This is a genomic window from Exiguobacterium sp. TNDT2, from assembly GCF_003331145.1.
GTDB lineage: Bacteria > Bacillota > Bacilli > Exiguobacteriales > Exiguobacteriaceae > Exiguobacterium.
This window is the reverse complement of the sequence record NZ_QLVE01000030.1, coordinates 1-13,226: the sequence shown is the minus strand read 5'-3', so window position 1 is coordinate 13,226 and position 13,226 is coordinate 1. Positions and strand designations below refer to the sequence as shown.

The window sequence follows — 13,226 nt, the reverse complement described above, 5'->3', positions numbered from 1 at the left end:
CCCATCCCTTTTTTCATTGTGTCCGTTCCTCTGCTTCATCGAGCAGTTCCCGGAGCACGGTCAATCCTTCTGCTCGGGCGATGCCATTCTGTTCCCCGTATAACGTGAGAACCGTCTGAGCGATCGCATACCAATGCATCCGGTAATGGAGCTCGGAAGTATAGCACATGCCGTAATGGCTGAACCACGTCTCCCAATCCGCCTCATCGACGTAACTGTAGACGACCATCGCCAAATCAAAAGCACGGTCGGCGATAATCGCGTCATCCCAGTCGGTCAAATATAACACACCCGTCTCGTCCTCGATCCAATTGTTATGGTTCAAGTCTGAATGACAGACGACAAGTTCACGTTCGTCATCAATCGGCTGATGTGTAGTGAGCCAACGGACCGCCTCATCAATCGTCACATCCGCCTCGTCTTGCTCATAAGCGGCACATTGACGAAGCAATAGCGTCGACGTGACCGGTGTATGATTCAATTGTTGCAACATGAATAATAGCTCTTTCGAATGATGAATCTTTCCAAGCTGTGCTGCCACATCAGACCGTTTCATATCAGTCGGCGATAGCTCACGGCCTTCGATGAACTGTTGGGCACTGAGCACGTCACCGTTGAACATCCGCTTCGTCCACAGCAATTTGGGGACGATGCCTTCGGCGGAAAGAATGGCTAAAAACGGGGACGAGTTTCGTTTGACAAAGATTTTTTGTTGGCGCGTCGTCGCTACGTACGCTTCACCTGTAATCCCGCCTGCGGAAGCCACCGTCCACTCTTCACCGAGCGCACCGATTATATCTGAATACATATTCATCACGCTCAAATCTCATTAAGAATTACAAAGATACAATCATCATATTAACACGCGATAATCGTCATTGACAACGACTCGACTCGAATCTCGCTCGGATTTCGTTCAATCGGGATGAGGCTTGCCGTTTCCCCTTGCACGTAGACGTTCCAGTCCCCTTCGGTGTGAAACGTCACGTCACTGAACGTTCCGTTCAAATAGACACGGACGCGTTGCCAGGCATCATAGGAGTGGCTCGCCGTCAATTCATAGGCGATCACGCCTGGAGGCGACGGAAGGAATTTGAATTGTTCCACGACTTTCTGCCGCGTATCGTAACGAAAACATGTATGACGGCGCCGTATTTTTAAGAGCGTCTTCACAAATTCGATTTCCTCTTTTCGCTCGTCCCGCAAATCCCAATCGAAGTGATTGATTCGGTCCGGGGCGTTGTAACTGTTCTCGACACCTTGCTTCGTCCGACCGAATTCTTGTCCGGCATGAAGGAACGGAACCCCTTGCGACGTGATGACGATGGCCGTGGCGAACCGTTGCATCCGTAACCGCACCATCTCGTCCATGTCCTCACACGATAACATCAATTTATCATACGTCGTGTAATTGTCGTGCGCCTCGACATAATTGATCGTATATTGCGGACTCGGGAATCGTCCGACGGTGACGTTCGGAATTTGAACTGCTCCCGTGATGCACTCACGAAGCTCCCATTCCCGCCATTCGTTACCGGAGACGAAACCGCGCTCGCGGTCATTGAACGTCGACCCCTTTAACGCATCCCGCATCATGTCATTGAAGTGACCGATTCGGGGCATGAAGGCGGCGTTATGCGACGAGGCTTTCAGCGATGGACTGAGTGGTGTCGCCAAATCCCACCCTTCCCCGTACATCAAAATCGAACGGTCAATCTTATCGAGCGAAGCCCGGACTTGGTTCATCGTCTCGACATCATGAATCCCCATCAAGTCGAAACGAAAGCCGTCAACGTGATACGTCTCGGCGAAGAACGTCACACAATCGACGATCATCCGCCGCATCATGTACCGCTCTGACGCCGTGTCATTCCCAACCCCGGTCCCGTTCGCGACCGTCCCATCATGTTCATAACGGAAATAGTAGTACGGGACGAGTGCCTCAAGCGACGATTGTTCGCGGATGAAGATATGATTCATGACGACATCGACGACGACGCGCATGCCGTGACGATGCAGATCATCGACCATATGGGCGTATTCTAAAATTCTCGATAACGGCTCGGCTGGCTCTGAGGCGTAGCTTCCCTCTAACCCGAACCAATGAATCGGATCGTATCCCCAATTGTAAGGCATCCGGGTCGCCTCATCGACACTGCCAAAGTCATGGACAGGTAACAGTTGTAAATGAGTGACCCCGAGCTCTTTCAAGTAGTCGAAGCCGGCACTGTTCTCGCCCCTCGTTTTCAACCCGGTCTCGGCGACGCTGCCATACAGCCCTCGCATCCGACTCATCGAGGACGGATGGCTTGTGAAATCCCGAATGTTCAGTTCGTAGATGACGGCATCGGTCGCTTTTCGAAGCGGTGGCCGTTCCGTCGGTGTGACGTGCGCGGCAACCTGCGCCTCGACATCAATCAATACGCCAAATTCGCCATTGAGGCTGACGGCTTTCGCGTAAGGATCGACGACTTCGTTCGTTTCGACCGGCGTCTTAGCGTACAGTCGATAATAACACCCTTCGTAAAAGCGAGGCACATCGGTATGCCAAACACCACGGTCCTCTCGAGACATGCGGAATCGTTCGATTTCACGATGTGTCGTCGAATCGTAGATGACGAACCAAATCGAGAAGGCGACGGGTGACCAAATATATGCCTCGATTGAATGCTCAGAAAAAAGGAGGCCGAGCGGTCCATCATAGGCATAGCGGCGCTCGAACTCGTCCGTATGCACGATTTCACGAGGCACGACTACAATTGTCTTATGTCCAGGATGAAATACGGTATAGACCGCTTCTAGCGTGACCGGCCGGGCCAATCGGATATTTCGTTCAATTGTTCCGGTCTCTGTCGTCCATTCATTAAGCACCATATAGTCGACCGGTCGACCGTTCTGTTCGATGTGCACTGGAACGGATTCATACTTGGCGATGACTTCCAGTCGAATCGTCTCGAAGGAAAGCAAAGAAGCCCGTTCAATCGTCACATGTGATGTCGTTTTTTGCTCTGGCGTATGATGCATATGCGTTCCATCCTCTCCAACCTACTGGTCCAAAAATTGTCGAAACGGCATCTTGGCTGTCGCATCTAGTAGTTTCGCCACATCTCGAATTTGTTGGGCTTTGACGATCGGCGCCCTTGTATTCACTTGTTTCAACCACTGCTCATACTCGGAGCGTGAAATGAACTGTGTCGATCGTGATTCAGGCAGACCATCGAAATAACCTTCTGGGGCCAACGTTACTTTTTGGATGACCCCGTCATAGGACGGAAGAAACTGTCGAATGATTTCTTCAGTGCGCGTCAACGCGATGAGCGGATTGACTACACGTTTATTTTCCCCTTTGAGCGGTTGATGAATCCACGTCTTCTGCTTTGAGATATGATAGATGCTTCGATCCCCGTCGAGCCATTCGACCACATACAAATGTGATGGTCCGATGATAAGGTGACTCAGTTCGACCGTCGCTCCGTTCCATTCGACAACCGGACGATACATGAAGAAGTGCTGGTCGTTCCACTCGGTCATCATCTTGCGATAACCATATTCACGGAGGAACGGCAAGAACGGTGTGTCCGCCTCGGTCGCCCCTTCACACGCAAACTGCAATTTTTGGATATGACGCCGGGTCGCGAGGAGCGCCTGAAACTGTGTCTCCGAGAGCGGGGTCGGTTCGAGTTCGATCCGTTCCGTGCGGCGCCAAAATTTCCACCACGGGTTTTCGAACTCCATGACCTCGGGCGGGTTCAATCGATTGGACTCGTGGAGGCGGCGCATGCGGGCCATGTCTGACTCGATATATTCTTGGAATCGATTGAACTGGTCGAGCATGTTTCGTTCATATTTTGAAGTTACGTCAAAAATTTTAATCGGGATCGCCATGTGTCCTCCTCTGACCGCTGTAGCGGAAATACTTCAACTGCCTCATAGGCAGGGGTGTGGTTCGGATTGATTCGATACAGGATGACGGCTTCGATCGTCTCTTCGATTTTGAACGTCGGGGGGATGTATGGAATGATCGTTCCGGTGTCCCACTTTTTGGCGAGCGTGACATGCGGGACGAACGGTTTCCGGTCGAGTGACGCGATCTCTTCAGACAGCTTGCGCCGGAGCGTCCCCGTGAGCGCCGTCAATTCTGCAGATGAATCGGGAACGATCGTCAACACTCGAGGACGATCTGGTCTCCCGAAGTGATCAATTTGTTGGAACGTCAGTGAAAACGGAGCCGTCACTTTCGTCACGTCACGCGTGATCTCTTTGACTGCCTCGACTTCATCATCGTCCAATGTGCCAAGAAACTGAAGCGTCAAATGGAACTCTTCCGGCCGATACGTCCGGCGATACGAATAAAACGGCAAGATGCCCCGTTGAACGCGTTCGAACTCCGCCTCCTCCATCGGTAGCGCTATAAAGTAATGTGTCGACATCGGAATCATCCTTTCTCACGAAACCGTCTCAATCCTAAGAATAAAATCGCGCCAACCATACTGACGGCTGTGTACATCCAAAATACACCGATAATGCTGTTCACTTCAATGATGATTCCACTCAACTGGTTGAAGGCGGCCGTCGCCAAACCAGAAGTGACCGCCATATAGACACCAATCGCCGTCGAGGTGACGTTTCGGCTGACAAGGCTTCGCACAAACTGAAGCGCAACCGGGATGAGCAGGCCGACGACGAGCCCTTGGACGACGGCGAGCAGCCAAACGACCCACAGTGCGGGTTCGAATGCGAGCCAGCCGTTGCGAAGTGCCGAAACTAAGGCCGCACCCGCGAGTACGTTGATCGTCCCAAGACGTTCGACGATTTGATACGCCACTTTCATGAATGGGATCTCACAAAGCACGGCCACTAAAAACAACGTCCCGACGAGCGTCGTCGAACCACCGATACTCGTCACATAGATCCCGAAGTAATAGTTGTTCGCATAAATCGGACCAAAGACGAGCATGCCCCCGATTAAAAAGGCGATGAACGGGGTGTTCCAGATAGCTGACCAGGCGAACGGAGCGACCGTCGTCGCCCGCGTTGCCACCGGTTCGGCAATCGTTCTCAACACGATGCTGCCGGCAACGAGTACGATGGCGCTGAGCAAAAATGTGCTCGCAAGCCCCCACGTCGTATCCGCGATTCGTCCCATCATGAAAACGGCGATGGCGAAACCAGCCGACCCGAACAGACGGATGGCCCCATAATCAATTTTGACACGGGCCGTATAGTCGAGCGTCATCATATCGATAAGCGGGATATGCGCGCATTGGAACACCGACCAGGCGACCATCAAGAACACGATCCAGACGTAATCGGTAGCGAACAAGAACGTGATGGAAAGGGCGGCCGCCCCGACCATGGCGATCCCGAGCCACGCCCGGACACGGCCCGTCCGGTCGGCAAGCATGCCCCAAAGCGGTTGGACACCAATCGAGAGGATCGGCATGATGGCGACGATCGTCCCGACTTGACCTGGAGACAAGTCAAAGCGTGCCTGCGAGAAGAAAAGTGCCATGTACGGAATAAGGGCACCTTGGGCAAAGAAGATGGCGACATACATCGATTGAAACGATAGTTTTTGTTGGTTCACGATAAACTTCCTTCCTAACAGACAGAGAGCCGACCGAATCAGTCAGCTCTCTCAAGTCATTATTTAGCGAGCTCATAAATCGCTTCCGCATAGATGGCGGCGGCGCGAAGCAAATCTTCAATTTCCATATATTCATCGACTTGGTGGGCGACGTCTTTTGCCCCTGGGAATAACGCGCCGAACGCGACGCCAGCCTCGAGCGAACGGGCATACGTCCCTCCGCCAATGGCCATCAAATGTGCCGATTCGCCGGTCTGACGCTCATAGACGTCCGCCAATGTTTTCACGAGCGGATGATCTTCAGCCACATGGTGCGGCGGCATATGGTGACGTGTCGATAATTCAAACCCGAACGATAAAGCGATCTCTTTCAAATTTTGTAACCGTTCTTCAAACTTTGCGGTGTACGGATAGCGAATATTGACAGTCGCCGTACGCTCATCGCCTTCGTAGCGGAATACACCGCCGTTGATCGTCAAGTCACCGGTCTCATCGGTCGCTTCGATGCCGAGCGAGATCCCACGTGAGTCAGCGAAGACGTGCCGGATGAACTCGATGTAGCGCTCTCCTTGAATATCGATCGGAAGCGTGAGCAAGAACCCGGCAAGTACATAGGCAGCATTAATCCCGTTATCCGGCTCCATTGCGTGCGCGGCGACACCTTTCATTGTGAACGTATACGTCCCCGCATCCCACGTGCATGTCCCATCCGCTTCGTATTTTTCGAGGTACGCTTCAAATTTTTCTTCGAGCACGTCGTCTGTCTGGAGAACCGCTTTTGCGAAATCCGGGACCATGTTCGGACGTTCTCCGCTCACGAACGAGACCAAGTGATATTTCGAGCCTGGTACCCGTTGAATCGGAAGTTGCATCAGCACACCATCGTACAGGCCTTTCTCCGCATTGATAATCGGAAAATCGGCATCTGGTGCGAACCCGTATGTCGGCATCGCTTCTTGTTTAAAATACTCACGGACACAACGCCATTCGCTCTCCTCGTCACAGCCGGCGATGAGGCGGACTCGTTTCGATAACGGCAAGCCAAGTTCTTTTACGATACGCAAGCCGTAATAAGCGGCCATCGTCGGTCCTTTGTCGTCATTGCTGCCACGGGCGAACAATTTCCCGTCCGCGATTGTCGGATTGAACGCCCCATACGTCCATCCGTCTCCGGCCGGAACCACGTCTAAGTGACAGAGGATCCCGACGATCTCATCGCCTGACCCGTACTCTAAATGGCCGGCATACCCGTCGACATCTTTCGTCACAAATCCGTCACGCTTTCCTAACGCAAACATGTAATCGAGGGCACGACGGACTTCCGGACCAAACGGTTCGTTCGGTCTGGCCTTCTCCTCATCGAGAACGCTCGGGATTCGTAACAATCCGTTTAAATCTTCTAAAAAAGCGTCTGTTCGTGCGTTGACTTCTTGTCTCCAATTCATCTCAATCTCCCCTTTGCGAATGTTCTCTCCTTTATTAGTATATCCAAATGTTAGAAAGACGAACATTCATTTCAAAAATAAATTTTTGTTCGTTTTTTGCTCTTTAATTTGTTTATTTACACAATGTTCATTCGATATTTACGTTCATAACATGTTTTTTACATTCGTAATGTTCGTTCTTTTCCCTTGCATTTCTTTTTAATAGCGGTATACTAAAGATGTAATTTTAGAAAATAACAATTTCATATTTCATTTGTCGTCCGTAGGTTATGTTTTCTATCATTCTACGCATTGGGAGGTCATCCAATGAAAGGTTCAACAGATCGTATGCTTACCCGTATCAAGTCCATTTATTTGTTTATCAACGAAAGGGAATGCGTCACTACTTCAGAACTAGTAGAGGAATTTGGAATTACGTCACGTACCGTCCAACGCGATTTGAACGTTCTTGAATACAACAATCTGGTTGAAAGTCCGAGTCGGGGCACGTGGACGTCATCGAAACGTTCGCTCAAGACGGCAAATTGAATGACAAGTTACAAGGGATTCCGCACGCGGGTCCCTTTTTTGCGCCTAAAAAGGCACGTGTCGGCTGACACGTGCCTTTGCTTCATGTGAAGAACAAGTCAACTTCTTCTTCGCTCAATTCCCGATACGCTCCGGGTTCGAGCGTCAAATCAAGTTCGAGCGCACCAATTTGGACGCGTTCGAGCCGCTCCACATGCTTACCGACCGCGGCGACCATCCGTTTCACTTGATGGTATTTCCCTTCTGAGAGCGTCAAACGAATCGTCGAGCGGCGACCTTTGCTGAGCAGTTCAAGTCGTGCCGGTTTCGTCGTGTAGCCGTCCTCGAGTACGACGCCTTCCGCGAACTGCCGAACATCATCTGCCGTCATTTCCCCATCGACTTCGGCGATATAGACTTTGTCGACGTGTTTACGCGGTGACATGAGCGCGTGATTGAACGCTCCATCGTTCGTGAGGAGCAACAGACCGGTCGTGTCCTTGTCGAGACGTCCGACTGGGAACAAATCATAATGGGCATAGGACGGGTCGATCAAATCGATGACCGTCGCCTCGACTTTATCTTCGGTCGCGCTAATGACACCGGCCGGCTTGTTCATCATCAAATAGACGAACGGTTTATACTCGACGACCTCGCCTTGCACGGTCACTCGTTCCGTTTCAAGGTCGACTTGACGTTTCGCGTCTTTGACAGGTTGGTCATCGACGCGGACGACCCCTTGTTTCAGTAAAATCTTGACGTCTTTGCGCGAACCGTAGCCCATGTTCGCCAATAATTTATCAATTCGCATTATGCTTTCCTCCGATAGTGGAATCGTTTCCCTAATAGTTTGCCGGCCAAGTGGCTTCTCCAACCGAGATAGCCGTATACGACGAGACCGATTCCGAAACCGACAACTGTAGCCAAGATATCGTTGCCCCAACTCGGTTCATTGGTGAGCGTGACAAACAGCGAGCCGTATACCGCGATGAACATCGCACCACCCATGGCGAACATGAGCATCGTCCGACGCAACAATTGCTTATACGGGAAGTGAAGCGCCCGTTGAATTTTCCAAACCATGAGGATGATGGCGACGACATAACCGGCAATTGTCGCATAGCCGGCGCCGATGCCGCCGAGAGCGTAGACAAACGGAACGTTGAGTGCGGCTTTCGTCAATAGTCCCATTACCGTCGCGAAGATGGTGAAATATTGACGATTGATTCCTTGCAGAATGGCCGCCGCCACTGAGTAATAGGCGAGGAAGAACGCACTCGGCGCATAGTGAAGCAAGTAAACCCACCCTTCACGGTCTCCTGGGAACAATGTCCCGAACAATGGTTCCGCGAGCGCGATGAGACCAATGACGGCCGGGATTGTGACAAAGAACGACACTTGGAAAATGTGATTCACTTGATTGCGGACTTTATTCATGTCGCCATGCGTGAATGATTTCGTCACGAGTGGGATCGTCGCCATCGACACACTTGCCGCGATCGACACCGGAATCAAGACAATCTTATGGGCGTTCCCAGTCAAAAAACCGAACGCGGACGTCGCTTCGGCGACCGACTTTCCAGAATTGAGTAACGTGTTGACCATCGTCAACTGGTCTACGAACTGATAGAGCGGCGTCGACAGACCGACCATGACGATTGGAATCGAATAGCTAAGCAACTCGAGCAAGAGGGACTTCATCGAACGGACCGGTGTGCCGGTCGGATTGTCCGTCTGTCGCTGGACGTCTTTCCGTTTGCGCCAGTACATGGCGAGCACGACGATACTCCCGATCGCACCGATAAAGGCGCTGAACGTCGCAATCGTCACGGCGAGCACTTTCAAACCATTCAACTCCGTCGTCGCCACTGCCGCAGTCCCACCGAGTGAATCGGCGAGCGGACGAACGAGCTCTGAATCCGAGAAGACGAACAAGACGAGCATCGTCCCGCTGAGCAGGAACATGATGCGGACGATTTGTTCGATGACTTGGGAGATGGCCGTCGGGGCCATGTCCTGATGTCCTTGGAAATAGCCGCGCACCATGCTCATCGCTGGGATGAGTAAAAGTGCGAAGCTGACGCTACGCGTGACGAGCGTCAACGAATCGATATACTGCTGATTGTTCTCCGAGTTGCGGACCATGAGTTCTGATAACCACGGTGCCGAGAAAAACAGTAATAAAAAAGCGATGACTCCGGTCACGAGCATCAGCTTCATCCCTTGGCGGAACAAGCGCTGACTCGTGCCATATTCGCCGAGCGCGTTATACTTGGCGATAAATTTCGAGACGGCCACGGGAATGCCCGCCGTCGAAATAGCGATCATGAGCGCATAATAGGTGTACGCCGCTTGATAGAGCGTGACACCGGCAATCCCGACCATCGCTTGGAACGGGAACGTGTAAAGCAGTCCGAGCGCACGAGAAATCAAATTTCCGGCTGATAAGAGCAGCGTGCCTTTGACGAAGGACTCTCGTCCTGAATCTTGTTTGACGCTTGATGACATGAGATACCTCCATCTATTTCGTTCACAACTAATGTACCTAATTTTACAAAACGACCGTTTCTCATTATACTCTTACTGTTGCAGATAATAAAGTTACGAACCGTTAAAGTTTAGATTGAGAAGAGAAACGAGGGATACCATGATGAAAGATGTCATCGTCATCGGAGGAGGCCCAAGCGGCCTGATGGCGACCTACGCCGCCGCCAAAGCCGGAGCGAACACGCTCCTGATTGATAAAGGTTCGAAACTCGGACGTAAGCTCGCCATCTCTGGCGGAGGACGCTGTAACGTGACGAACCGCAAGCCCGTCGACGAGTTGATTCAATTCATCCCGGGGAACGGACGCTTCTTATATAGCGCCCTTGCCCAGTTCGACAACCAGTCGATTATCGACTTGTTCACCGGGTTCGGCATCCCGTTAAAAGAAGAAGACAACGGCCGGATGTTCCCGGTGACGGATAAAGCGCAAGACGTCGTCAATACGCTCCTCGGGGCCATCGACCAACTCGGCGTCGAGATTCGCAAAAATGCGAAAGTAAAGACGCTCCATTTTAATGAAGCAAATGAGTTCGAAGCGGTCGAACTCGAGGACGGGGAGCGGATCGAGGCCGGTGCTTGCGTCATCGCCGTCGGTGGACAATCCGTCCCTCACACCGGTTCGACCGGGGACGGCTATCCATGGGCCGAGAAAGCCGGCCATACAATCACCGAGCTGTTCCCGACCGAAGTTCCAATCTTGTTGAACGATGCTTTCATCGGCACGAAACAACTTCAAGGGCTGTCGCTCCGTGACGTCGCCCTCACGGTTCACGGCAAGAAAGGCAAACCGATCAAGACACACCGGGGCGACATGATTTTCACGCACTTCGGAATCTCGGGTCCGATTGCGCTCCGGTGCAGCCAATATACGATTAAAGAGCGTAAACGCAGCAAAGAGCGCATCGTCGCCCTCTCGCTCGACTTGTTCCCGGACATGGCCCGTGACGAGCTATATCAACAGCTGTGGAACCAAGTGCAAGACCAACCGAAACGGGCCGTCAAAAACGTCTGGAAAGGGTTCATCCCGGAACGGATGCTCGACCTGTTGTTGGCCGACCTCGCTTTCGGCGAAGAAGACGCGAGTCAATTGAAAAAGCAATCGGTCATCGATTTCGCGACCCGGTTGAAGACGTTCGACCTGCATGCGACCGGCACGCTCGACTTCGACAAGGCGTTTGTCACGGGCGGCGGCGTCTCCGTCAAAGAGATTGCGCCGCAAACGATGATGTCTAAGAAAGCGGACGGCCTGTTCTTCGCCGGCGAAGTACTCGACATCCACGGCTATACAGGTGGTTATAACATCACGGCAGCCTTCACGACCGGGCACTGTGCCGGGTCGCACGCCGCAAAATTTGCTGTACGTACGACCGTATAAGAAAGAGAGCCTATCGCGCGATAGGCTCTCTTTTTGGTATCACTGTTTCGCTTCAAGTTGACGTCGGACTTCAGCCTCGAGCTCTGGCTCGGGTGGCAACCAACCTTCCGGCTTCATAACTTTATTGTCTGATGCCCGAAGGATCGGCTTGCCGTCTGGTCCGAGCTTCGCCATATTGGCGCGCTGTACGATTTCAAACAATGGCACCGGATCGAGCCCGAGCTCGACGAAACTGCCCATCACGAAATAAAGGGCGTCCGTGAGCGCGTCACCTTGTCCGACGAGTCGCTCGACATCATTTTTCGGTGGAGCGTCCTGAAGCGATTTTTGAACAGCCTGTTCGAATCCTTGTTGGAACGTGGCAACGGCTTGCAGGAACTCTTCCTCGCTCCGTGCCGATTGATGCAAAAATTCGACGACTGCCTCTTCTGCCGTCCAGACCGACCGTTTGACGGCCCGGTCTAACTCGAGCGGCTGCGGCGCACTCGCTTCCGGGTGTCCGAACGTCTCATGGAACTGGCGAACTTCTTCATAGAAATAACGTTTGCTCATCTAATCCTCTCCTATCAGTCGACTGAGACAAAATCGTCAAGGTCGAACACATCTGGTCGCACGATAGCAAAAATCTCATTGTCTTGTAAGAACATCCCGGTCGAGCCATAGACGCGCGGCGTGACCATCTGCCCGTTCATCGTCCCTTCGTCCGGGTTAATCGTATACAGGACGAGCTCTTCTGAATCAAGGACGTAAATCCGGCCTTGGCGTTCGACGAGACCGACCCCGCGGAATTTTTCATGTTTTTGTTGAATCGAGGCGCTCATCCCTTCGGTCGTGAGCGGTTTTCTCGACTCGATGGCCCATTCCGTCTTCGGTTCCGGTGCCGTTTCAGCGTTCGCTTCAGCTGTCGTCGATGTCGCATCGTCGTCTGAATCTGCTTCAGTCGCTACATTCTTCTCCGTCTCACTGTCGTTGGCCGTCTCTTCCTCGAGCGTCCGCTCTTGGACGTACAACAGTTCCACATCCGGCGTGTCCGCCAAACGGCTCATGATGATCAGTCGTTTCGTCTCCTCATCGTAACCGAGGCCGAACAACCGGTCCGACGACGCGAGTCCTTTAATCAATTTGCGTCGTTGTTCCGTCCACCGGCCCTCCACCCGCTCAATCGTCACGAGAACCCCGTTCGCCGTGACGGCATAAATCTTGTCCTCGGAAATCATGCGCATACCGATGAACTCGCCGAACCGATAGGGCTGTCCTTCGTTCTCCAATATAAGCGTCGCGTTCACGCGATTGGCGTTCCCGCTCACTTCGAAGAACTCTTTATTTTTCGTCAAGACAAGATACGCTCCGATTGTGTCACTGTAGTACACTTCATCAAGCTGCTGAATCTGATCGAGCGCATCGGTCGTATCAATATCTTCTACATCTGGCGACGCCTCGACCGGAGGCATTGATGTCGCCTGATGACTCGTTTGAATCTCGATTTTCTCAAACGTCAAGGCGATTTGGCTTTGGATATCTTCGTCTGAAAAGACGAACACATAGCACAAAATCACACCGACGACGACGGCAAACAGCGTCGTATATAGTACGTAAGAACGTTTCATGGACATTTCGTCCCCTTTATATGCAGTATCGCCCTTTAGTGTAACAAACTCGTCCGGAAAAGAAAACGACATCATACAAAAGAAAGGAATGTGTGACAATGTCACACATTCCTTTCAGATTGTAGACAAAGTCACGTTTCAGGCGAACTGAAACGTGA

General features: G+C 52.1%; 12 protein-coding genes. 2 read left to right on the top strand and 10 right to left on the bottom strand.

Features of this window, described 5'->3' with window-relative positions:
- Positions 1-13: 13 nt before the first annotated feature.
- Genes DPV68_RS12790 through pepV form a run of 6 tightly spaced genes read right to left on the bottom strand, consistent with a single transcriptional unit; the run spans position 14 to position 7,032 of the window.
- Complete coding sequence (locus tag DPV68_RS12790; protein WP_255418327.1) at positions 14-808, bottom strand: phosphotransferase family protein; 795 nt, start codon at positions 806-808, stop codon at positions 14-16.
- Positions 809-858: 50 nt separating this feature from the next.
- Positions 859-3,024, bottom strand: coding sequence for a type I pullulanase (gene pulA / locus DPV68_RS12785; protein WP_198662318.1), 2,166 nt, complete (start codon positions 3,022-3,024; stop codon positions 859-861).
- 21 nt (positions 3,025-3,045) lie between these two features.
- Positions 3,046-3,885 (bottom strand): NERD domain-containing protein, encoded by an 840-nt coding sequence (locus DPV68_RS12780; RefSeq protein WP_114167187.1) that lies wholly within the window; start codon positions 3,883-3,885, stop codon positions 3,046-3,048.
- Positions 3,855-4,430, bottom strand: a complete 576-nt coding sequence (gene thpR, locus DPV68_RS12775) for an RNA 2',3'-cyclic phosphodiesterase (protein WP_114167249.1) — start codon at positions 4,428-4,430, stop codon at positions 3,855-3,857. The genes DPV68_RS12780 and thpR overlap by 31 nt, the downstream gene beginning before the upstream one ends.
- Positions 4,431-4,435: 5 nt before the next feature.
- Positions 4,436-5,587: an MFS transporter gene (locus DPV68_RS12770; RefSeq protein WP_232819645.1), complete on the bottom strand. Its 1,152-nt coding sequence runs from the start codon at positions 5,585-5,587 to the stop codon at positions 4,436-4,438.
- A 59-nt stretch (positions 5,588-5,646) separates the two neighbouring features.
- Positions 5,647-7,032 carry a dipeptidase PepV gene (gene pepV, locus DPV68_RS12765; protein ID WP_114167185.1) on the bottom strand — a complete coding sequence of 462 codons (1,386 nt, stop codon included), beginning with the start codon at positions 7,030-7,032 and terminating at the stop codon, positions 5,647-5,649.
- 306 nt (positions 7,033-7,338) lie between these two features.
- On the opposite strand from pepV, the gene DPV68_RS12760 reads away from it, so the two are divergent.
- Positions 7,339-7,560 carry a DeoR family transcriptional regulator gene (locus tag DPV68_RS12760; RefSeq protein ID WP_081637897.1) on the top strand — a complete coding sequence of 74 codons (222 nt, stop codon included), beginning with the start codon at positions 7,339-7,341 and terminating at the stop codon, positions 7,558-7,560.
- Between the two features lie 82 nt (positions 7,561-7,642).
- Here the strand turns inward: DPV68_RS12760 and DPV68_RS12755 are convergent, their stop codons facing one another.
- Both DPV68_RS12755 and DPV68_RS12750 read right to left on the bottom strand, forming a co-directional pair.
- Positions 7,643-8,350 (bottom strand): pseudouridine synthase, encoded by a 708-nt coding sequence (locus DPV68_RS12755; RefSeq protein ID WP_114167184.1) that lies wholly within the window; start codon positions 8,348-8,350, stop codon positions 7,643-7,645.
- Complete coding sequence (locus DPV68_RS12750) at positions 8,350-10,047, bottom strand: putative polysaccharide biosynthesis protein (protein WP_114167183.1); 1,698 nt, start codon at positions 10,045-10,047, stop codon at positions 8,350-8,352. The genes DPV68_RS12755 and DPV68_RS12750 overlap by 1 nt, the downstream gene beginning before the upstream one ends.
- Positions 10,048-10,186: 139 nt before the next feature.
- On the opposite strand from DPV68_RS12750, the gene DPV68_RS12745 reads away from it, so the two are divergent.
- Entirely contained in the window at positions 10,187-11,461 is a 1,275-nt protein-coding gene (locus tag DPV68_RS12745) for a BaiN/RdsA family NAD(P)/FAD-dependent oxidoreductase (protein ID WP_114167182.1), read from the top strand.
- A gap of 39 nt (positions 11,462-11,500) precedes the next feature.
- On the opposite strand, the gene DPV68_RS12740 is transcribed toward DPV68_RS12745, so the two are convergent.
- The gene (locus DPV68_RS12740) at positions 11,501-12,013 is read right to left on the bottom strand and encodes a pyrophosphohydrolase domain-containing protein (protein ID WP_114167181.1); all 513 of its coding nucleotides are present in this window, start codon (positions 12,011-12,013) and stop codon (positions 11,501-11,503) included.
- A gap of 14 nt (positions 12,014-12,027) precedes the next feature.
- Positions 12,028-13,068: a hypothetical protein gene (locus DPV68_RS12735; RefSeq protein WP_114167180.1), complete on the bottom strand. Its 1,041-nt coding sequence runs from the start codon at positions 13,066-13,068 to the stop codon at positions 12,028-12,030.
- Positions 13,069-13,226 lie beyond the last annotated feature (158 nt).